Annotated in this window: 19 protein-coding genes; 4 read left to right on the forward strand and 15 right to left on the reverse strand. The window is 36.1% G+C overall.

Annotation, left to right across the window (positions count from 1 at the left end):
• Positions 1–8: 8 nt before the first annotated feature.
• The 5 genes from V7S76_RS03155 to V7S76_RS03175 are packed head-to-tail and all read right to left on the reverse strand — an operon-like array spanning position 9 to position 3,559.
• Entirely contained in the window at positions 9–965 is a 957-nt protein-coding gene (locus V7S76_RS03155) for an aldose epimerase family protein (protein WP_459508560.1), read from the reverse strand.
• Positions 962–1,741, reverse strand: a complete 780-nt coding sequence (locus V7S76_RS03160) for a TIGR02757 family protein (protein WP_459508561.1) — start codon at positions 1,739–1,741, stop codon at positions 962–964. The genes V7S76_RS03155 and V7S76_RS03160 overlap by 4 nt, the downstream gene beginning before the upstream one ends.
• 7 nt (positions 1,742–1,748) lie before the next feature.
• A complete protein-coding gene (locus V7S76_RS03165; protein ID WP_459508562.1) occupies positions 1,749–1,910 on the reverse strand; it encodes a hypothetical protein in 162 nt (53 codons plus the stop codon).
• 1 nt (position 1,911) lies between these two features.
• Positions 1,912–2,817: a septal ring lytic transglycosylase RlpA family protein gene (locus V7S76_RS03170; RefSeq protein ID WP_459508563.1), complete on the reverse strand. Its 906-nt coding sequence runs from the start codon at positions 2,815–2,817 to the stop codon at positions 1,912–1,914.
• On the reverse strand, positions 2,807–3,559 hold the full coding sequence (locus V7S76_RS03175) for a hypothetical protein (RefSeq protein ID WP_459508564.1): 753 nt from the start codon (positions 3,557–3,559) through the stop codon (positions 2,807–2,809). Before V7S76_RS03175 ends, V7S76_RS03170 begins: the two co-directional genes overlap by 11 nt.
• Before the next feature lie 74 nt (positions 3,560–3,633).
• Here V7S76_RS03175 and kdsB point away from each other — a divergent pair, with 74 nt between their 5' ends.
• The 3 genes from kdsB (at position 3,634) to metF (ending at position 9,381) form a co-directional block, all read left to right on the forward strand.
• Positions 3,634–4,386, forward strand: coding sequence for a 3-deoxy-manno-octulosonate cytidylyltransferase (kdsB, locus tag V7S76_RS03180; RefSeq protein ID WP_459508565.1), 753 nt, complete (start codon positions 3,634–3,636; stop codon positions 4,384–4,386).
• A 278-nt stretch (positions 4,387–4,664) separates the two neighbouring features.
• On the forward strand, positions 4,665–8,423 hold the full coding sequence (gene metH / locus V7S76_RS03185) for a methionine synthase (RefSeq protein ID WP_459508566.1): 3,759 nt from the start codon (positions 4,665–4,667) through the stop codon (positions 8,421–8,423).
• A 4-nt stretch (positions 8,424–8,427) separates the two neighbouring features.
• The gene (gene metF, locus V7S76_RS03190) at positions 8,428–9,381 is read left to right on the forward strand and encodes a methylenetetrahydrofolate reductase [NAD(P)H] (protein WP_459508567.1); all 954 of its coding nucleotides are present in this window, start codon (positions 8,428–8,430) and stop codon (positions 9,379–9,381) included.
• On the opposite strand, the gene V7S76_RS03195 is transcribed toward metF, so the two are convergent.
• From V7S76_RS03195 to V7S76_RS03210, 4 genes are all read right to left on the reverse strand, one after another.
• Entirely contained in the window at positions 9,378–9,791 is a 414-nt protein-coding gene (locus V7S76_RS03195; RefSeq protein WP_459508568.1) for a PIN domain-containing protein, read from the reverse strand. The two genes, metF and V7S76_RS03195, sit on opposite strands and share 4 nt — an antisense overlap.
• Positions 9,788–10,051, reverse strand: coding sequence for a DUF6364 family protein (locus V7S76_RS03200; RefSeq protein ID WP_459508569.1), 264 nt, complete (start codon positions 10,049–10,051; stop codon positions 9,788–9,790). The genes V7S76_RS03195 and V7S76_RS03200 overlap by 4 nt, the downstream gene beginning before the upstream one ends.
• Positions 10,052–10,666: 615 nt before the next feature.
• Positions 10,667–13,360 (reverse strand): AsmA family protein, encoded by a 2,694-nt coding sequence (locus tag V7S76_RS03205; RefSeq protein ID WP_459508570.1) that lies wholly within the window; start codon positions 13,358–13,360, stop codon positions 10,667–10,669.
• 5 nt (positions 13,361–13,365) lie between these two features.
• On the reverse strand, positions 13,366–13,947 hold the full coding sequence (locus V7S76_RS03210; protein ID WP_459508571.1) for an NUMOD4 domain-containing protein: 582 nt from the start codon (positions 13,945–13,947) through the stop codon (positions 13,366–13,368).
• Between the two features lie 105 nt (positions 13,948–14,052).
• On the opposite strand from V7S76_RS03210, the gene V7S76_RS03215 reads away from it, so the two are divergent.
• Positions 14,053–14,409 carry a CoA-binding protein gene (locus V7S76_RS03215; protein WP_459508572.1) on the forward strand — a complete coding sequence of 119 codons (357 nt, stop codon included), beginning with the start codon at positions 14,053–14,055 and terminating at the stop codon, positions 14,407–14,409.
• Positions 14,410–14,411: 2 nt separating this feature from the next.
• Here the strand turns inward: V7S76_RS03215 and purS are convergent, their stop codons facing one another.
• Genes purS through selD form a run of 6 tightly spaced genes read right to left on the reverse strand, consistent with a single transcriptional unit; the run spans position 14,412 to position 18,579 of the window.
• Complete coding sequence (gene purS, locus V7S76_RS03220) at positions 14,412–14,663, reverse strand: phosphoribosylformylglycinamidine synthase subunit PurS (RefSeq protein WP_459508573.1); 252 nt, start codon at positions 14,661–14,663, stop codon at positions 14,412–14,414.
• Positions 14,660–15,382, reverse strand: a complete 723-nt coding sequence (gene pssA, locus V7S76_RS03225) for a CDP-diacylglycerol--serine O-phosphatidyltransferase (RefSeq protein WP_459508574.1) — start codon at positions 15,380–15,382, stop codon at positions 14,660–14,662. Before pssA ends, purS begins: the two co-directional genes overlap by 4 nt.
• 1 nt (position 15,383) lies before the next feature.
• Positions 15,384–16,025 (reverse strand): MBL fold metallo-hydrolase, encoded by a 642-nt coding sequence (locus V7S76_RS03230; protein WP_459508575.1) that lies wholly within the window; start codon positions 16,023–16,025, stop codon positions 15,384–15,386.
• A 45-nt stretch (positions 16,026–16,070) separates the two neighbouring features.
• Positions 16,071–16,775 (reverse strand): SAM-dependent methyltransferase, encoded by a 705-nt coding sequence (locus V7S76_RS03235; RefSeq protein ID WP_459508576.1) that lies wholly within the window; start codon positions 16,773–16,775, stop codon positions 16,071–16,073.
• On the reverse strand, positions 16,772–17,533 hold the full coding sequence (locus tag V7S76_RS03240) for an alpha/beta fold hydrolase (protein WP_459508577.1): 762 nt from the start codon (positions 17,531–17,533) through the stop codon (positions 16,772–16,774). Before V7S76_RS03240 ends, V7S76_RS03235 begins: the two co-directional genes overlap by 4 nt.
• Complete coding sequence (selD, locus tag V7S76_RS03245) at positions 17,533–18,579, reverse strand: selenide, water dikinase SelD (protein WP_459508578.1); 1,047 nt, start codon at positions 18,577–18,579, stop codon at positions 17,533–17,535. Before selD ends, V7S76_RS03240 begins: the two co-directional genes overlap by 1 nt.
• Positions 18,580–18,790 lie beyond the last annotated feature (211 nt).

The following is an 18,790-nucleotide window of genomic DNA, read 5'->3' on the forward strand; positions in this document are numbered from 1 at the left end:
TTTGAAAACTAACTTGCGCTTGATTTTCCTACCCAAACATCTACTTTTCCATTGAATTCTTCTTTCGCTTCTAAACTTATTAAGCCTTCCAAGGTATTGAATGCATCTGTATTGGCAGTCATGGGTTCCAAAGCAATGCAGGAATACCCTTCTGGTACAAACGCTACAAAGTAGGGAAATATTTCACTCGAATGGCCAATATATATGGATTTGTTATGGATTAAATCGGATAATTCGCTTGTGTGATAGGTGCTTTTTTCTAATAAAAATACATTATCTAGTTGCACATCCGACAATTTTGCACCTTTTTGATAGTCAACTGTTTCAGACTTAAATGGTATCATTTGTGAATCTGAAATGAATTTTGAAATGGCGGAAAACTTAACTTCGCATGCTTGGATATCCGTATTTTGAAATCCAAAATAGGGATGCCAGCCACAAGCAAAGGGCATTTTTTCCTTTCCTTGATTTTGGATATGAAAATGTATTTCTAATTTCCCTTTGACGGATAAGTTATAAGTTAAATCAAACGTAAAGGCAAATGGGAATCCTTCGAAACTTTGACCATCATATTTATACGAAAATGTGGCTTTGCAATAATCTGAATGACTTTCTTCATGGCTAAGTACAAAGGGTTTTCTAGCCAAAAATCCATGAATAGCATTACCGAACGATGGTTCGTTGATGGGTAATTGATAGTTTCGTCCTAAAAATGAATAATTCCCATTTCTAACCCGATTAACCCACGGAGCCAATAAGGCACTTGGGTGATAAGGATTTTCCTCCAAGGCATATTTTTCGGAGCCTGGTAAGGCTATTATCGACTCAATTTGCTCATCTATGGCCAAATCTAATTGAATTAATGTCGCGCCTACCGTGGCATTAATAACGGCCTTTTCTTGACTTACAGGATTTTCTAGTGAAATAATTTCTCCTTGAGGTGTGCTTTTTTTTGTAATAATCATGCCCAAATGGTTTTTGCTTCTATTCCCATACCGTATAATGAAAAGTCGTATTTAACTGGATCTTTTTCATCAAATTCTTTTAGTTTATTGGTTAATTCAACTGCTTTTTTCCAATTAGCAGGTCCTGGTTCTATCAGTCCTAATTTTTCAGCACTTGTTTGTGAATGTATATCCAAAGGACAAATTAATTGGCTTGGAAGGATTTTTTTCCATAAACCAAAATCAACTCCTTGCTGATCATTTCTCACAAACCATCTTAAAAACATGCAAATTCGTTTACAGGCTGAGTTTCTAGCAGGTGTTGAAATGTGTTTTCGGGTTCGGGAGGGTGCGTAATGGGGTTCAAAAAAATAGTTGTGAAATGCGATTAATGATTCTTTGATGTTTTCGTGCTGAACATCATGGTTCAATAAAAAGGCGCTTTCCAGACTTTCATGTTGGCTATAATGCCTTTTGAAAAAATCAATGAAGTATAAGGTGTCTGTGTATTGAAAAGTTCGATGTTTGAAATGCTCAAATCGTTTTAAATCCGCTTCTTGGTGTTGCATGATAAATTCAAATGGGCGACCATCCATTAAGTCAATCAGCAAATGCGCATTGTTAAGGATGGTTTTTCTTTGTCCCCAAGATAAAATGGCAACCCAAAATCCCATGATTTCTTTGTCTTGCAAAAGCGAGAATCGATGGGGAATTTGGATGGGATCGTGTTCGATAAATCTTTGATGATTAAAGAATGCGTATTTCTTTTCTAGAATTTCCGCTAAATCCTTTGTCATACCAATATTATTTTCTTCCAAACAATGATATCAGTTTGGAAGGTAAGGAAAATACCCAAACCAAGACGGTCACAAGCGCTGAAAAAACTGCGATAAATGGATAAGATAAAATGAAAAATATCTCAAATATGATATGACCAGCTGTGATTTCTCTTTTCTTCTTTGCCATTTTATTGTACTAAATAACTGATTTCAGCCCTAATGCGTTTATCAACGGCATTTAATTTTTCAAAAGCTTTTGGAGATAATTTGATAATCAATTTGGAATCTGAATTAGGTAGTCGACCGATTACTTTCACCCAAATACTTTGGTTGTTTGCCAAGTTTTTAACCAATACCAAGGTCCCGATAGGGGCAGTTTTGTGTAGGGCTAAATATTTACCTGAATTGTCGGGTACATCGATTAATTCAGCAATTCCATTTTCAATGGTCTTTTTTAATCCTTCAGAACTGCTGGACTCAGCGGTTTTTGTATCTGTCGCGGCCGGAATGGTCATATCAATTTTAGCTTCTGTAACCGTTTTTTCGGCTTTATTGGGCAATAAATTGGTCTTATCTAAATTGGGTTCTTGGATCAATAGACGTTGTCCTTCTTGTAATTTATCGGAGCTTAGGTTATTCCATTTGCGCAAATCAGCCATGCTTACCTTGTATAAATTCGCGATGGTTAATAATCCTTGTTTGGATTTTACAATATGGTATTGCTCGACTTTTTTATCGTTTAATACTGCTGTTTTCTCTGGAGTGTTAGGAGCGGGGTTGTTATCAGCAGCGACCGTTTTGTCAATGTTTTTTAAGATGCTCGGACTTTCTTCTAAATAATGAAGTGGAATATAAACGATTTCACCTGTTTTAACTGGGATATCCGTTTCAGGATTTACTTGTTTAAATTCAGTTAATGATAAGTTGTATTTCTTTAAAATAGAAAACAAACTTTGCTTCGGTCCCAATTTGTAAAGAATGTAGGTTTTATTATTTTCTTTTTTTAAACCCAAAGAATCTAAAGTTGTTCCCAAAGAAAGAAATGTAGATAAAAGGCAGAATAGGAAGATAATGGAAGTTTTTTTAGTATTCATATACAACGATTTGCTGCTTGTTAGTTACGTAAACGATTTGGTTTTCAATGATTTGGAACGTGTTGTATCCGATTAAATCACCTTCTGAGATCAACTCGACATGGGTTACATGAAAGTCTAAGTCGCAGATTTTTAGGTAATTTTTCCAACCTTGATGGTAAATATAATAAGAAAAAATCAGCTTCTCTTTACCTTCCCAATAATCAATTCCTTTGGAAATATTTTCTTGAAATTTTTGCTGGAAAAAAAGTTGAAAATCTTTGAAATATTCTTGATTCTCTTCGTAATGTTGGGGGTTTGTTGCTTTCGGTACATGGGAAATGGAATCGAAGTCGACACTTTCTTCTTTCACCATTTTACCATTTCGCAAATCGATCCAAAAGCTTTTTTGATCGTGACTTATCAATATGTTAAAACCCTTGATTTCCAACCAATGTTGGCAATCGATTCGATACCTTAGATCGCCTGTTAGTAAATCATATGCTTCGATTCCTTGGATGCCAGGGTTTTTTCCTGATTTAATTTGGCAGAAAACACCTATCTGTTCAAGGCTAGTAATCCAAGTTAACGATTTTTGAGGTGTTGGGATTTGGCTGATTTTTTGGTCCGACAAAGACAGTAGGTGCCATTCAGATGAATTTTCGTTTTGGGTTTCTATCCACAAATAATTGCTTGAGTGATAGGTAAAATAACCTATGCTCCAAACTTTTTGCTGAAATGTATGCCTGAAAATTTTTTCCAAGGAATTTGAAAGGTTTACCCGTAAATTATTCGCAAATTTGGTGAATTTCTTTCAAACATAATTAAAATAGTCCTATGCAGGGTAAAAAAGTTGTGGCGGTTATACCTGCCAGATTTGCTTCTACTCGTTTTCCGGGAAAACCTTTGGTTGAAATAGGAGGGAAACCAATGATTCAACGAACTTTTGAACGTGTTTCTCAATTGCCCGGTTGGCATAAAATCATCATTGCTACCGATGATCAACGCATTTACGATTTTGCCAAAAGTTTAGGAGCTGAGGTCATGATGACGGATGAAAAACATGTTTCTGGAACGGATCGTTGTGCAGAGGTTTTAAGAAATTTACATGAAGAAATTGACTATGTAGTAAATATTCAAGGGGATGAACCCTTTATAGATCCTAATCAATTGCAAGAAATTACATCGGAATTTGGAAGTAATGCACCTATTTTAACGCTCATCAAGGAAATCAAAGATGACGCTACCTTATTTAACATTAATACACCTAAGGTAGTGATTGATGAACATGGTTTTGCTATGTACTTCTCTAGACAAACAATTCCTTATTTGCGTGGAATTCCTCAAGAAGATTGGTTAAAAAAGCATCGCTATTTTAAGCACATCGGTCTTTATGCCTATCGGGCAGATGTTTTATTGGAATTAAGTGAATTGAAACCATCTTCATTGGAATTAGCTGAATCGCTGGAACAGCTTCGTTGGATTCAAAATGGATATCAAATTAAAACCATTGAAACCCAATACGAAACTATCGGAATCGATCATCCAGAGGATTTGCTGAAAATTGGATTTTACTTGGTGAGGGGTTAGGTATTATTTATTTATTATGAATGATAAGAAAAGAGAGAAGAGAGAAGAGAGAAGAGAGAAAATGGGTGTGTTCGGGAGTGTTCACTCAACTGAATTAGAATTTTCCCAAAAAGAATAACAAGAATTAGAATTTTCTCTCTTCCCATTTTCTCTCTTCTCTCTTCCAGTTTTCTCTCTTCAAATTCATAATTCGTAATTATGAATGCGTATCTTTACAAGATTATCAAATTAGTACATTCGCTTTCTTTGAATATTTCAAAGATTTATTAAAACATTTTATGCAGAAGACACCAATTACAGAACTTTTGAAACACCGAATTTTAGTTTTAGATGGTGCTATGGGTTCTTTAATTCAACAATATCAATTAAGTGATGCCGATTACCGAGGCGAAAGATTCAAAGATTTTCCTCACGAAGTGAAGGGAAATAATGATCTTTTATCCATAACTCGTCCGGATGTTATCAAAGAAATTCATGCCAAATATTTTGAAGCAGGTGCGGATATCGCGGAGACTAATACTTTTTCAGGTACTTCCATTGCGATGGCCGATTACCACATGGAGGATTTGGTGTATGAATTAAACTTCGAATCAGCTAAAATTGCCAAAGAAGTTGCGGATGAATTCACCAGTAAAAATCCTGATAAACCTCGTTATGTGGCTGGTTCTATGGGGCCTACCAATCGGACTTTGTCATTATCTCCAGATGTGAATGATCCGGGATATCGTGCCGTGACGTTCGATGAATTAGTGGAAGCCTATACCGAACAAATTCGTGGTTTAGTGGATGGAGGAGCGGATTTATTATTGGTGGAAACCATTTTTGATACCTTGAATGCCAAGGCAGCTTTGTTTGCCATTGATCAATATTTTAAACAACATCCAGAAAAACCTTACTTACCCGTAATGGTTTCTGGAACGATAACAGATGCGTCGGGAAGAACGCTTTCTGGACAAACAACAGAAGCATTTTTGACGTCTGTTTCCCATATGCCTTTGCTCTCTGTTGGATTGAACTGTGCATTAGGAGCCGATTTGATGCGTCCTTATGTTAAAACGCTTTCCGATAAATCGCCATTTTTAGTTTCCGCTCACCCCAATGCTGGTTTGCCCAATGAAATGGGAGAATATGATCAAAGTCCAGAGCAAATGGGTGAAATCATTGAAGATTTTCTTCAAAATGGATTTATCAATATCATTGGAGGATGTTGTGGAACGACTCCCGCGCACATTAAGGTAATTGCAGATATTGCTGCTAAATACCCTCCACATCATTTACCTGAAACTTCAAGGAATCAGAAATTATCTGGATTGGAGCCTTTGGAAATTACCGAGTTAACCAATTTTGTCAATATTGGAGAACGTTGTAATGTAACGGGTTCTAAAAAATTCGCTCGATTAATTCGGGAAGAAAAGTTTGAAGAAGCTCTTGATGTAGCTAGAGAGCAAGTAGAAGGTGGCGCTCAAATATTGGATGTAAATTTAGATGAAGGAATGATTGATGGTGTCAAAATGATGCCTCAATTTTTGAATCTCTTGATGGCTGAGCCAGATATTACACGTTTGCCGATTATGATCGATTCTTCCAAATGGGAGGTGATTGAAGCAGGTTTAAAATGTGTTCAAGGCAAGTCGGTGGTTAATTCCATATCATTAAAAGAAGGTGAAGAACGTTTTATTGAATTGGCCAATAAAGTGAAAATGTATGGTGCATCCGTGGTGGTTATGGCTTTTGATGAAGCCGGACAAGCTGATTCCTACCAAAGACGGATTGAAATATGCCAAAGAGCTTATGATATTTTGGTGGATCAAGTAGGTTTTCCTCCTCAAGATATCATTTTTGATCCCAATATTTTAACGGTTGCTACAGGAATTGAAGAGCATAATAATTATGCGGTTGATTTTATTCGTGCCACGAAATGGATCAAGGAAAATTTACCTCATGCCAAAGTTTCCGGGGGTGTTTCGAATATTTCGTTCTCTTTTAGAGGTAATGAACCTGTTCGTGAAGCCATGCATACCATCTTTTTATACCATGCCATCAAAGCTGGAATGGACATGGGTATTGTGAATGCGAGTCAATTAGGCGTGTACGATGAGATTCCAGTAGCGCTTCGCGAATTATGCGAAGATGTCTTGTTGAATCGAAATGCAGAGGCAACTGAGAAATTGGTCAATTATGCGGAAACCGTCAAATCGGCTGGTAAAGAGGTGGTTATCGATGATGCTTGGAGAAAATTACCTGTTAATAAACGCTTAGAACATGCCTTGATCAAAGGTATAACCGAGTTTATTGATGAAGATACGGAAGAAGCTAGAAAATTAGTAGATCGACCAATTCAAGTGATTGAAGGTCCTTTGATGGACGGTATGAATGTGGTGGGCGATTTATTCGGTGAAGGAAAAATGTTTCTTCCTCAGGTCGTTAAGTCGGCCCGAGTAATGAAAAAAGCGGTGGCTTATTTGTTGCCTTATATCGAAGCTGAAAAGCAAGTAGGAGAGAGCTCATCCGCTGGGAAGATTTTATTAGCTACAGTGAAAGGCGATGTGCATGATATTGGAAAAAACATCGTTGGAGTTGTTTTAGCTTGTAATAATTACGAAGTAATTGACTTGGGAGTAATGGTGTCTTGCGATAAAATCTTGGCTGCGGCTAAGGAACATCAAGTGGATATTATTGGGCTTTCAGGATTGATAACTCCGTCTTTGGACGAAATGGTGTATGTGGCCAAAGAAATGGAGCGTTTGGGCTTTACCATTCCCTTGTTGATTGGTGGTGCTACGACTTCCCGAATTCATACAGCAGTAAAAATTGATCCACATTATTCAGGGCCAGTGATTCACGTATTGGATGCTTCTCGTTCTGTCCCTGTGGCAGGTCGATTGTTGCAAAGTGAATTGACACAAAATGAAATATTCACTGAAATCAAAGAAGAATACGCGGCTTTGAGAATTTCTCATGCAGCCCGTCAAAAGGATAAAAATTACCTAAGTATTGCGGAAGCTCGTAAAAAACCTTGTGGTTTGGATTGGACAGGTTTTGAAGCAAAAACTCCACAATTTTTGGGAGTGAAATATTTAAAAGCATATTCTTTGGAGGAAATAGCCAAATATATTGATTGGACTCCGTTTTTCTCTACCTGGCAATTATCAGGAAAATATCCAAAGATTTTTGATAATGCGATTATTGGTCAAGAAGCTAAAAAACTTTTTGATGATGCTCAAACGCTTTTGAAAGAAATTATCGATCAAAAATTATTAACTGCCAATGCGGCTTTGGGTTTTTATCCAGCCAATTCCTTTGGAGATGATATTATTTTGCATGATTTTGTCGAAAATGTACAAGAGACTCCTTGTGAAAAACATGGAACGCACAAAAGCATTTCGTATGACATTCAGAAAAAAGATGAGTCATCGGATTCCAAAGAATGGTTACATCATTTGCGTCAACAAGGTCAAAAAGCCAGCTCATTGCCTAATCATGCTTTAAGCGATTTTATCGCCCCTTTAGAAACAGGTGTGACCGATTATATCGGTGCGTTTGCTGTTACAACGGGAATTGGTATTGAAGCATTGTTGGAGAAATATGAAAAAGAGCATGATGATTACAATTCCATCATGGTTAAATCCTTAGCAGATCGTTTGGCGGAAGCATTTGCAGAATTATTGCACGAAAAAGTGCGTAATGAATATTGGGGATATGCATCTGAGGAGAATTTGACATGCGAGGATTTGATTGCTGAAAAGTATGTCGGTATTCGCCCAGCTCCTGGATATCCCGCTTGTCCAGATCACACAGAGAAAAGAAAATTATTTGATTTACTTCAGGCAGAAGAAAATATTGGGATGTATTTAACCGAAAGTTATGCCATGCACCCGGCCTCTTCTGTATCTGGATTTTATTTTTCACATCCTCAAAGCACGTATTTTGGATTAGGAAAAATTGCGAAAGATCAGGTAGTCGATTATGCAGAAAGAAAAGGAATGGAGTTGAAAGAAGTAGAAAAATGGCTTAGTCCGGTATTAAATTACGATTAACAGTATGACAAAAATTACTCAATATTTACAGGAATCCAAAGGGAAAACATTATTCTCTATCGAGATTATTCCGCCCATGAAAGGTCAACATTTGGGTGAATTGATGTCGCATATTGAGCCATTGATGGAGTTTAAGCCTCCTTTTATCGAGGTGACCTACCATAGAGAGGAATATGTTGAAAAGTTGGTAGAAGGTGTTTTGAAGCGCATTCCTATTCGTAAACGACCAGGAACTTTGGGTATTTGCGCAGCAATTATGCAAAAATTTCAAGTTGAGGCTGTACCCCATGTTATTTGTGGAGGATTCACGACTGAGGAAACGGAAGATTTTTTAATCGATTTGCATTATCTAGGCATTGAAAACGCTTTGGTGTTGAGAGGTGATCAAGAAAAAGGGGAGGATCGATTTATTCCAAAACCGGGAGGACATGCGTATGCAAATGAATTGGTTCAACAAGTGGCCAATATGAATAAAGGTATTTTGTTGCATGAAGAAACAGAATCTTTTCCAACGAATTTTTGCATTGGTGTGGCGGCCTATCCAGAGAAGCATTTTGAGGCACTTTCTATGGACGAGGATTTACATTATTTGAAACAAAAAGTGGATGCGGGTGCCGATTATATTGTAACGCAGATGTTTTTTGATAACCGAAAATATTTTGATTTTGTCAAGGCTTGTCGAGCAATCGGCATTAATGTGCCCATTATTCCTGGTATCAAACCTTTGGCAACGGCCAAACAATTGGATATTTTACCATCCATTTTTCATTTAGAAATACCAGAAGATTTATCAAAAGCGGTGAAATCTTGTCAAACCAATGCCGATATTAAGCAAGTTGGTATAGATTGGGCGGTGCAACAAGGAAAGGAATTGATTCAAGCGGGTGTGCCAGCTTTACACTTCTACACCATGAGTAAATCAGATAGCGTTCGAGCGATTGCTAGTCAATTGTTTTAAGAATGAATTCTGAGGAAATCGATAGGTGAAAATATGCTTAGTCGGCTATGTTTGTAATCACTTTCGTTGCGTGTGATGATTATTTCGATTTCTTCATGTATTTCCGCTGAAAAGTTTTGAATGGCATCTTCGAAATCTTTGAAGGTAGATTCAAGGGCATTTTGAATGACCGATTTGTCAATCATAAGAACTTCTAAAATGGAATTCAACTCGGAAATTTTAGTTCTGGCATTTTGCTCTGATGTGTATTTTCTAAGAATATAATAGATGTTGCTAATCATTACAGGAGTCCAATAACCCGTAATTTTTCCGTTTTCGCACAAGGATAAAAGATCTATTGAGTGTCCAGAAAATGGTTTTCTATCAATTAGCAGGTCTACAATTACATCAGAATCAATTAAAACTTTCATTTGTTTTTTTCTACGTATTTTTCTGAAAGTATAGACTGAAGTTCTTTTTTGTAATCAAAATCTTGTCCAACTTTTATGGACCCTTGTAATGATTTTAACCGCTTAGAGATCTTTATTTCAGGTTGGTTTTCGTTTTTATCAATTAGTAGTTTCATGTAATTTTCGAAAATTTTAGAAATGCTTTTGCCCTCTTTTTGAGCATATATTTTTGCTTTTTCAACAATTTCTTCATCAATGTATAATGTTAATTTTGCTGCCATAAAATTATCTATTTTTCACAAATATACGTATAAGTTTGTTGATAATTTGTACGTAATTTAATGTATGGTGTAAGATGTTTACCTATTACCTATTAATGCGAATTAAGAGTTGCAACTTCTAATTTTTACTTCTCTTTTTTGCCGCTTTGGGCTTTGACTCAGCTGAGCCAACGCTGTTTATTCTTTTTTGGGACTTATAAATGAATTTGTGGTTAATCCGACGAAAGATTTGAAAGAGGCGATAGGCGGAGTTTTGACAATGCGCATTGGGTATGTGCGTCAGGGTCAAAGAAAATAGCCGAGAGCGAAGTGATAATCGGTCAGCTTGCTGATTCGTCTTGGATTAACTTGCGACTAATAAGTTTTTTTGTTTCTTTTTTTTCAAAAAAAGAAATGCCATAGAAAATGAATTAGACAGAAAATTGCATTGTTGACCAGGAAATGTGTAATTAAATTTGATTTAGCCACAATTATTGGAAAAGATCCTGAATTTTAGTTTTTAACCCTTAATTCGCATTATTACGTATTACCTATTACCTATTACCTATTACCTATTACCTATTACCTATTACCTATTACCTATTACCTATTACCTATTACCTCTTACCTTATTACCTATTTCAACAATTCTTCCGCTTTTTTATCAGCTTCCTCCAAAATAGCCTGCGCCTTTTTATCGGCCTCTTTTTTGAGTTTTTCGGCAAGTTTTTTGGCGGCAAATTGAGCGAGTGGATTTTTGGCTTCTTCGACTAGCTTGTCGGCTGCAAGGTAGGCTTGTTCTTTCCATTTTTCAGCTGCAATTTTCGCATCGTTTTTGATTCTTTCTGCTTGTTTTTGCGCTTCTAATTTAACCTTATCGACTTGTGATTTTATTTCAGCTTTGGCTAAATCTTTGACGCCGGCATTGGAACTGCTCATTTGTTGATTGATTCCTAAACTCAAGATAGGTTTTTGAAAGGTACCTTTGATATGAACGGTTGGTTGAATGAATTTTGAGATAGCATCTACATTAAGTCCAATACCTAATTTGCCTAATTCTTTATTAATGCCCGCTTTTGTCCCTTCAGAAATCATGTTATTGGGCAAGACTATTCCAATTTGGTAGTCTAAACTTTGATCCAGACCATTGGAGCCGCTTATGTTCATCTTAGCAATATTCGTTTGTAAACTAAATGGTTTTACACTTAATCGTCCGTTAGTTATGCTATAATGAATTTTAGTAGGTTGTAATGCTATTTTTTTCAATTGGTCAAATTTGACTAATTCGGCAACTTTATTGATTACATCTGACCCACTCACATTCACATTCAATAATTCTAAATCGCCCACACTTTGAATGCTATTTAATTCAGGCGATAAATCATTTTTTAAATTCGATATTAGGCTAAATTGTAGATTCATTTGCCCTTGAGCCGCCGAGGCGATGGGAGCCAATTGTCTCAAGGTAGAGAAGCTCTGATAGGCCTTTTGGATGTCCAAGTCCTGAATAGAAAAATTGATATTTGCTAAAGGATTCTTTTGTTCAAAATTGCTGTAAAATCCATTGGCTATAAACGTGGCATGATTTAACATGTGAAAAGAAAACTCGTCAAAATTGATTTTCTCCGAAGCGATGTTCAGATTTCCTTTCGTTTGATCCAATACAAAACCATTGACTTTGATTTTGTCTACTTTGGATTGTAACGTAAAATCGATGTTTTTAGGTAGTATTATGGCACTATTTTGTTTAATAGAGGGATTCTCTTTTTGTTTAGGCATCCAGCTCATCATTTCATCGATGTCCAACAACTTTGATTGTATTTCTAATTGGCCTTTCAATGCATCATTTTTTAGGAAATACAAAATATAGTTATCCAAATAACCTTTTGCCTGAATATCACTTTGGCCAATTTGGGAATTGAATTTATCTAATTGCAAATGTTTCGCTTGGAAGTTTACTTGGGCTTCTGGGATTTTCACCATTAAGGCTGGAGAAGTTCCTTGATAGACAAATTCATGTAAATCCAATGTTCCATTTGCTTTGGCTTTCCCATTTTTAAATTGACTGACAGCACCTTCCAAATGAAAATTGGCATTCAAATTTCCTTTGATGGTCATGTTCTCCAAAGGGATAATTTGTTCTATTTCAGCTAGATTAATTCGTCCTTTCAAAGTGGTATTTATGACAGGATCCGATATAGGATGTTGGATGTTTAAGTTGGAATAAATGGGAGATTGATTGATCACCAAATTGAATTTATTCAGATCAATTTTGGTATGATCCAAATTCCCATCTGGATTTTGGATGTTTAAATCGACTTGAACCTGCTTGATCCCGATTTTTTTGGATGGATACTGAAAAGCTCCATTGGCAATTTGTAACTGTAAACCAAATCCTGGATTGCTTTGGCCATTCATTGTTCCTTTCAAATAAGCAGTTAATAAACCGTTGCCGCTTGCATCTAGATTTTCAAATGATTGGGAATAAAGATTGGGTACGATGGATAAGAAATTTTTGAAAGGACTTTGAGGAACTTTTAATCGAATATCTAGACCAATACTTGTGTCGGGCATGGCAATGGATGCATCCACAGCGATGGGTAATTCATTGAGCAATAATTCAATGTTTTTAAATTGGAATTTCATTTGTTGAAAATCCATTTCAATGGGAGCAATTAAACTAGTTTTTACCTGCGAAAGGTAGGTTTTGCCTAGAAAAGAAACGGTTAATTGCTCTACCTGGGTATCCGTTTCCAAAGTGAAAATATCTTTGGTAAAATCTCCTTTACCTTGATGTTGGATATGGTTTAATTCTGTTGAAAATCCTCTTAATTGATCTTCATAATACATATTTCCTTCTTCGATTTGATAGGATTGGATACTCATGTCAAATGATTCATCTTTCTCATTTTCTACTTTTTGAGAAGCTTTTTGAATCATGATATCCCAATTCGCTTTACCTGATTTCAGTACTTTGAAATGAAAATGGGCATTACCCAGGTAGATTTCATTGATCTGTAATCGATGATTGGTGAGGTAGGAAAATAGTGGAATTTGAATTTGAAATTCACCAATATTTGCTAAAGTGTCTTGTTTAAATTCCTCTTTTCCGATGATTTGGAATTCAGAAAGACTCAGGGTTAGGTTAGGGAAATCTCTTAAAATATGCAAAGAAGCATCTTTCCATTGAACCTGTGCACGTATATTCTCATCTACCTTTTCTTTTATTTTTTGAGAAATTTCATCTTGGTATAAATAGGCAATTAGATAAGATGAAATCAATAAAAAAGCCAATAGGCTAGAAAGGTAGATGATTATTTTTTTGAACATTTGGGTTAATGGGTTTTTTCTTCTTCGAGTTTGACATGTTTCCAGTTTTCTCCCGACCTAATTCTGTTTAATTGTGTGTGGGTAATTCCAAATTGTTTAGCTATCATTTTAAATCGATTTTTCTCTGATAAGAGTAATTTCTTAATCATGATAACTTTACTTTCGGTTAGTTTATAATTCTTAGTCCTTTTCGGAATAATTTTATTGATAACGCTAGGGTTATGCTTATTATGATTGGTTACTTCGGTTCTTGAGCCCCAACGTAAATTTTCATAATTGTTGTTCAATTTGTCATGATCAATATGCAAAACAAATTGGTCTTCCGTATTTTGCTTTTTTACAAAATATTCGGCAACTAATTTGTGGACATATTTATTGACCGATTTTTGTTTGTATTTAATGTTGAGAGAAAAATATCCTTGGATCTTGGATCCTGTGATTAATTTTCCGTCTGGCGAGTTTTGAAAGCTTTTGATACGTCCATAATTGGAAATTTCATAGTGGATTTCATTTTCAAATTCAGGGAATTCAATTCGTTTCCAAACTTCATTCCAATAGTTTTTGATTGGGAGAGCGTTACTTATCATAGTGGTAAAATGATTCTAAAGAATCATTCATTATTAATTATTGAATAGAAAATACGTTCAAATTTACTAAAATTTAGTTTAATTTCAGGTTATCAAACGAATATTATGAAAGTCTTGGTTTATGGTGCCTCTACAAATCCTGAACGTTATGCCTTTATCGCCACCCATTTATTGATGGAGAAGGGACACGAAGTAGTGCTTATAGGGCATAAAAAAGGTCAAATTAAGGATTTAGAAATTTTGACAGAGAATGTTCATGTGGCCGATGTGGACACAGTTACCTTGTATGTAGGGCCTAGAAATCAAGAAGGTTTGTTGGAATATTTATCCTTCTTGCAAGTCAAACGTGTTATTTTTAATCCAGGTACAGAGAATCCTGAGTTGGAAATCGCCTTAAGAACTAAGGGTATTCAAGTAGAAGTGGCCTGCACGTTGGTTTTGTTACATACAGGCCAATTTTAATATTAAATTTGAGTCAAGGTGAATTCAAATTCCTCCATGATCAAGTTAGCCAATAATTTCTTGCAGGCATTGGTTACAATCTCATTAGCTTCTGCTTCATTCGCAGCCTCTAATTGCAATTGAATATGTTTTCCAATTCTCACATCAGCCACTTGATGGATATCTAGATTTTGTAAACCTATTCGAACGGCTTTACCTTGAGGGTCAAGGATTTCTTTTTGAGGCATTACATTGATTTCAGCTAAAAACTTCATTTTGTATTTTTATTTAGTAAAGAAATGATTCCGGATAAAATAATATAGGATACTACTAAAATGGGGAATGCTGCAAATTTAAGGAATAACAACAAGCCTACACAATAAAGTAGAAAAATGTATTTGATTTGATTCGTTTTCCAATCCCAGGTTTTAAATTTAAAAGCCAGCAAGGGTAGTTCCGAAACCAATAAATAACTCATAATGACCGCATAAATCAACAAGGGTTTGAATTGCAAAATAAGCGATTCATATTCCGGTTGAAAATGGATAATGATGGGTAAAGATGCGATTAATAGTCCATTAGCGGGAGTTGGGACTCCAATGAATTGATCCGTTTGCCGAGTATCGATATTGAATTTTGCCAAACGATAAGCAGAGGCTAATGCCAATAAAAATACCATGAATGGTTTGTAGAAGCCAAAAACTCCCACCGTACATTGAGTACCACAACTTTGTTCTACTAAATTGAATAAGATAAAAGCGGGTAGAATACCAAAGGAAACAACATCCGCTAACGAATCCAATTCTTTTCCTAAATCGGAATAGGCATGTAATAAACGGGCTAAAAATCCATCTAGAAAATCAAAAATCAAGGAAAAAAAGATGGTGTAAGATGCCCATAATACATTGCCTTGCATAACAAAATACAATCCCATACAACCTGATAATAGATTGCATAAGGTTAATAAATTGGGTATTTCTTTTTTAAAGCTCATTTTATCCTTTTATAAATGGATTGTGTATTTTCTCTTCACCTATGCTTGTTTTACCGCCATGCCCTGGGAATACTTCAGTTTCATCGGCTAAGGTATATAATTGAGTTCTGATGCTGTTCATCAAGTCGTTATGATTACACATGGGAAAATCGGTTCGCCCAACGCTTCTTCTAAATAATACATCACCCGCTATGAGTTTAGACTCATTTTGCAGATACAATGCCACATGACCTGGTGCATGTCCCGGTACAAATAGGACTTGAATATTCATTTCACCGAAATTCAAGATTTCATTGTCTGTATACCAAACATCTACATCTGCAGCTTGATAATGCGGAAAACCATACACTTGAGCTCTGTTGGCAGCATCATTCAAGATAACAACCTCTTTGGGATGCAAATAAAATGGAATATTGAATTCTTTCTTGATAAACTCAACACCCAATACATGATCTATATGGGCATGGGTATTCAAGATTGCTTTTAATTCTATCTGTTGTTCTGAAATAAAATTTTTCAACTCCAAACGTTCCTCATAGGTGTAACATCCTGGATCAACAATGACCCCTATACCTGTTGAATCCCAAAGGAGGTAGGTGTTTTCCTGAAATGGATTGAAGCAAAATGTTTTTAATTGAATCACGATGGAAATTTAAAAAAACAAAAATACGAGAAATAGCTTAATAGCTTAACTTCCCAATAAGAATATACAGGGTTTTTTATGCAAATCGGGTTTTTGCTGTGACCATTCCAAAGCGGTTTTGGTTTGAGTAAAACCACCTTCCCCTTGAATGTTGCAAGCAATGTGTATTAATTGATGGCTCGGACATTGGGTAATTAAATCGTCTAAAATTGCGTTGTTGCGATAAGGCGTTTCAATAAATAGTTGCGTTTGTCCAGATTTTTGTACTTCTCTCAGCAAATTTTCAATTTTTTTGCTTCGAGCTCCTTTTTCAATGGGTAAATAGCCATGAAAACAAAAACTTTGTCCAGAAAATCCAGATGCCATTAAGGAAAGTAGGATAGAGGATGGTCCAACCAATGGTATTACCTCTATATTCATTTCTTGGGCGATGCTCACTGCCAATGCTCCAGGGTCTGCAACTCCAGGACATCCTGCCTCCGAAATTACGCCGATTAATTCTGTATGTTGGCCTAACTGTTTTTTTAGGTAGGTACTAATCGTTGATTTTTGACTGTCTTTGTCGAGAATTTCAAAGGTTAATTCTTCAATATTTATTCCAAGCTTTAGTTCACTGATAAACCTTCTGGCTGTACGAACATTTTCAACCAGGAAGTGCTTTGTCTTTGAAACAAAGTGCTTAACCTCTGCTGGCAAAACATCATTGGCCGTATTTTCTGCAATGGGACAAGGGATCAATACCAGTTTCATAGGATTTCTTCTAATGCTTTTAAGAACAATTCGGGTTGGTCAGCTTGTACCCAGTGGCCCGCTTGAGGTATTTCAATGATGTCGAAATGATCAAATAATTCGGATATATATCGATGATCCTCTGGTTGAATGTAATGCGAATTGGCGCCTTTGATGAAAATGGCTGGGGTATGTGATTGATCTTTAAAAATCAGTTCATGACCAACCACATCTATGTGCTGGGTAATTACTTTTAAGTTAATGCGCCATGCAAATTGTTGTTCGGCATTTCTATATAAATTTTTCAACAAAAATTGTCGAATTCCTTCATTCTCTTCAAACCTTTTCAAATGTTCGCTCGCCGCCGTTCTACTAACCAAAGTACTTAAATCAATGCTATTTAGACCAGCTAAAATCTGTGTGTGGTGAACAGGGTAAAATTTTGGGGCAATATCAACCACTACAATTTTTTTAGCTATATGTGGATGACTAAGGTCGAATTGCATGACTACTTTTCCACCCATGGAGTGCCCGATGATGATGGGTTGATCAATTTGATGGTCATGAATGAATTCAAGTAAATCCTCTGCCATTGCGGTATAATTGAAATCATCAGACCATGGTGATTGGCCATGATTGCGTTGATCCAACAGATATACTTGATTTTTTTCAGCTAGCGATTTAGCGATGCCTAACCAATTATCCGATGATCCAAAAATGCCGTGTAAAATAATGATTACAGGTCCTGATTCTCCAACTTTTCTAAAATACAGTTTCATTATCTAAGGTAAATGGCTTTTTCTTTTTGTGGCATGGTATTACCAATGCATGGCAAAGTTAATTCATTTGCCTGTAAAAAATCCTCGAAATCAGTTTGGAAGGCCTTATCTACAGCGATTAATAGTCCGCCCGATGTTTGTGGGTCAGCACCGATAAATTGATCTCGCTCTGAAATATCGGATTGGACTCTATTCTTGTAACTGGACCAATTGCGAGTAGTTCCGCCTGGAAAACAATCTTGTTCCAGATAGAAATCTATATTAGGCATTAAGGGAAGTTTCCCCATGTCAATATTCGCGCTCACTTTGGATCCATCACACATTTCAATTAAATGTCCGAACAATCCAAAACCGGTAACATCCGTCAACGCTTTTACATATGGTAGTTTACCTAATTTTTCACCAAGTTTATTGAGTGTGCTCATTTGTTTAACGGCAGATGCTAAATCTTCCGCTTGAACAATGCCGCGTTTTTGAGCCGTGGTGATGATTCCTACCCCTAATGCTTTGCTCAAATACAAGACACAATTGTCGTTGGCTTGATCATTTTGTTTTAAATCTGATTTTTTGATTTTACCTGTCACAGCCAAACCAAAAATGGGTTCAGGGGAGTCAATGGAATGTCCACCCGCCAAGGGAATGCCCGCTTCAGCACATGCAGCTCTACCGCCTTCCAATACTTTAGCTGCAACTTCTGGAGCAATTTTATTGATGGGCCAGCCTAATATAGCAATGGCCAACAGTGGAGAACCACCCATGGCATAAATATCAGATATCGCATTGGTGGCTGCGATTTTGCCAAAATCAAATGGATCATCCACGATGGGCATGAAAAAATCTGTGGTGGAAATAACCGCTTCTCCATTTTGCCAGTCGAACACAGCTGCATCATCTCTACTTTCATTTCCAACCATTAATAAAGGATGGTGAGTTTTAGGTCCGTCGCTTTTCAAAATGGTTGTAAGGATTTCAGGAGATATTTTACATCCGCATCCAGCACCATGCGAATAGGAAGTGAGTTGAATGGTTTGAGTTTCTTGCGACATATCAATAGATTGAAAGGTAAAATTATTCTTTAAATAGTTAAAAATTAAGCTTTCGTTAAATTATAAGCGAAAATTGTACTTAAATGTGGTACTTAGGTTTAATTATTTCAAAAATATGTGGCTTTAGTCCTATAAATCAACAATTTAAATAGATTATGGCAAAAATATCTTTTCAATAGTTTTTGGAGTATTTGATTTTTTAGGTTTATTT

This window comes from Aquirufa sp. ROCK2-A2 (assembly GCF_054558485.1).

Bases quoted from the DNA above. Each gene is read 5' to 3' on its own strand.
- V7S76_RS03235 (WP_459508576.1), bottom strand. From the start codon at position 16,775: ATGAAACTGGTATTGATCCCTTGTCCCATTGCAGAAAATACGGCCAAT.
- V7S76_RS03195 (WP_459508568.1), bottom strand. From the start codon at position 9,791: ATGAAAGTTTTAATTGATTCTGATGTAATTGTAGACCTGCTAATTGAT.
- V7S76_RS03240 (WP_459508577.1), bottom strand. From the start codon at position 17,533: ATGAAACTGTATTTTAGAAAAGTTGGAGAATCAGGACCTGTAATCATT.
- V7S76_RS03215 (WP_459508572.1), top strand. From the start codon at position 14,053: ATGAAAGTCTTGGTTTATGGTGCCTCTACAAATCCTGAACGTTATGCC.
- V7S76_RS03200 (WP_459508569.1), bottom strand. From the start codon at position 10,051: ATGGCAGCAAAATTAACATTATACATTGATGAAGAAATTGTTGAAAAA.
- V7S76_RS03170 (WP_459508563.1), bottom strand. From the start codon at position 2,817: ATGAATACTAAAAAAACTTCCATTATCTTCCTATTCTGCCTTTTATCT.
- pssA (WP_459508574.1), bottom strand. From the start codon at position 15,382: ATGAGCTTTAAAAAAGAAATACCCAATTTATTAACCTTATGCAATCTA.
- V7S76_RS03160 (WP_459508561.1), bottom strand. From the start codon at position 1,741: ATGACAAAGGATTTAGCGGAAATTCTAGAAAAGAAATACGCATTCTTT.
- metF (WP_459508567.1), top strand. From the start codon at position 8,428: ATGACAAAAATTACTCAATATTTACAGGAATCCAAAGGGAAAACATTA.
- V7S76_RS03155 (WP_459508560.1), bottom strand. From the start codon at position 965: ATGATTATTACAAAAAAAAGCACACCTCAAGGAGAAATTATTTCACTA.
- purS (WP_459508573.1), bottom strand. From the start codon at position 14,663: ATGAAGTTTTTAGCTGAAATCAATGTAATGCCTCAAAAAGAAATCCTT.
- V7S76_RS03210 (WP_459508571.1), bottom strand. From the start codon at position 13,947: ATGATAAGTAACGCTCTCCCAATCAAAAACTATTGGAATGAAGTTTGG.
- kdsB (WP_459508565.1), top strand. From the start codon at position 3,634: ATGCAGGGTAAAAAAGTTGTGGCGGTTATACCTGCCAGATTTGCTTCT.
- V7S76_RS03165 (WP_459508562.1), bottom strand. From the start codon at position 1,910: ATGGCAAAGAAGAAAAGAGAAATCACAGCTGGTCATATCATATTTGAG.
- selD (WP_459508578.1), bottom strand. From the start codon at position 18,579: ATGTCGCAAGAAACTCAAACCATTCAACTCACTTCCTATTCGCATGGT.
- metH (WP_459508566.1), top strand. From the start codon at position 4,665: ATGCAGAAGACACCAATTACAGAACTTTTGAAACACCGAATTTTAGTT.
- V7S76_RS03205 (WP_459508570.1), bottom strand. From the start codon at position 13,360: ATGTTCAAAAAAATAATCATCTACCTTTCTAGCCTATTGGCTTTTTTA.